The 2,004-nt window shown below is 36.5% G+C and carries 2 protein-coding genes and 1 tRNA gene; all 3 read right to left on the reverse strand.

The genetic code is table 11. The annotated features are described in order from the left end of the window. A partial coding sequence (locus tag AOG55_RS02420; protein ID WP_055040839.1) for an ABC transporter substrate-binding protein occupies positions 1-791 on the reverse strand: 791 nt, incomplete at its 3' end. Between the two features lie 144 nt (positions 792-935). Then, a tRNA-Ile gene (locus tag AOG55_RS02425) sits at positions 936-1,010 on the reverse strand. Between the two features lie 36 nt (positions 1,011-1,046). Further along, positions 1,047-2,004: TIGR00269 family protein (locus tag AOG55_RS02430; protein ID WP_236688952.1), on the reverse strand; the 958-nt coding region annotated here is incomplete at its 5' end.

Here is a 2,004-nt window from a genome sequence, read left to right on the forward strand (position 1 = left end):
GTCCATGGAATAACCTCTGTAAAAAATGACGGGCCATGATGTGCATAAAAATCCAGCCTTCCTGGAGTTATAAACACATTTCCATTTTTGACTGCACTGATATTATTCCAATTTCTTTTTAAAATAAGCCTTTCCATATCACTGTAATCAAATTCACGGTACATTTTATGCTCGTATATTATGACATCGGGATCAGCCCTGGCAACAAAATCAAAATCTGGAGTTATCCATTCCCTATCAAAATTGGCATAAATTGTGTCAAATCCCATAACATACAATGCATCCGTTATATAACTCATGGAACCGAAGGTCACCGGTCCACCAAGGTCCATTTCGAAATATGTTTTAAAAAATATATCAGTATTAATGTTTTTATACTGTTTTATAAGTTTTAAGTCCAGATTCCTTGCCTCGACCTTTTTATTTACAACTATGCCAACCTTCGATATTAAATCCAGCAAGCCGGAAAGCGATGATGGAAGCTCAAATATATAAACCGGCAAATCGTCCTTAAGATTATTATAAAGAATCTCCTGATATCCGCCAATGGTAAGTATTATATCTGGATTAAGCTCTTTTAAAATATCCTTTCGGGTTGTTGAGTAACTTGCCAGCTTTCTTTTATATCTTGCACCCTCTGGTCTTGAGCAGAAGGCTGAGTCAGCAACAATTTTATCGCCAAGCCCAAGATCAAAGAGTATCTCTGTTACTGCCGGACTGAATGATACTATTCTTTCGAGCTTGTCTGGAACTGAAACTTCATTGCCGTTGAACATTTTTAAAATTCTCATGCAATGAAATAACATGCTTATCCATTTATAAAATTTTGGAAATTGCATATAATTTTAAAATTTTTTATTAAACAAAATATGTCATTAAATAACATGATAAAAACGTCAACTTTTTTGGTCTTATCTATATCCCAATCTTAAAAATGGGGCTGACCGGATTTGAACCGGTGACCTCCCGGTTATCAGCCGGGTGCTCCAACCAAGCTAAGCTACAACCCCGATACACCCTAATCAGTCGAAATTTAATAAATATTTCTATGGTTTTGCCTCCAATTCTCTTAATGATTCAATATCACGGCATACCTCACATAGCTCTCCTGTGGTTGGTGATCCGCATTTTATGCATTTATTTAACTTCACCTCTGACATTTTAAAATAGTCTCTTAAAGGCTCCCGGGTTTCATCAAAAAATTTAATAATTGCATATTTGCTTCCGGGCGTTTCATTCTCAAGATCGTCTATTAATTTCCTGAAAATGTTTCTCTGGGCCATGGCATAGTATGGGCACCAGCTTGAGTCAAAGTCTATGCCTGCGAGAACCGCATAGAGCACGACCTCCTTCTCAGGTATTTTCCTCAGTGGCAGGATTCTTGGAACAAGGCCATCGCGCACATACTCATGCGGTGCCATTCTAACATATCTCTGAACATCACCCTTGACAACATTCATTATTATTGACTGTGCATAGTCGTCCTGATTTATACCTAGTGCCACATAATCCGAATTATTATACATTGATATTTTATTCATTAAATTTCTTCTCATTGGGCCGCAGTGTGAGCACGATATTGTTTTTGGATCAATTTTCATTATCTCGTCCATTGTGTATCCAAAATTCTCCTTAAAGGATATTATTTCATGCTCTATGCCAAGTTCTTCTGAAAGCTTTTTTGCCTTTTCAAGGCCTGTGCTTCTGTATCCATTTATTCCCTCATCAACAGTAAACGCCTTTATATTCACATCCCTTCTATTTTTGTAAATCTTATTTAAAAGGTATAATGTAACAGATGAATCCTTTCCGCCTGAAATACCGACGGAAATTGATATGTTCTTGTTTTTCCTTGCAGTCTGGGACCTGAGCTCCCTTTTAACACGTCTTTCAACAAAATCCATAAAATGTTTTTTGCATAAAAATGATCCGTTATATTTTACCTCGTAGACAGCCTTATTCCCGCAAATTGAGCACTGCATTTTATAATAATTATGATTTGTA

The organism is Acidiplasma cupricumulans, from assembly GCF_001402935.1.
In the GTDB taxonomy this organism is placed as follows: Archaea; Thermoplasmatota; Thermoplasmata; order Thermoplasmatales; family Thermoplasmataceae; genus Acidiplasma; species Acidiplasma aeolicum.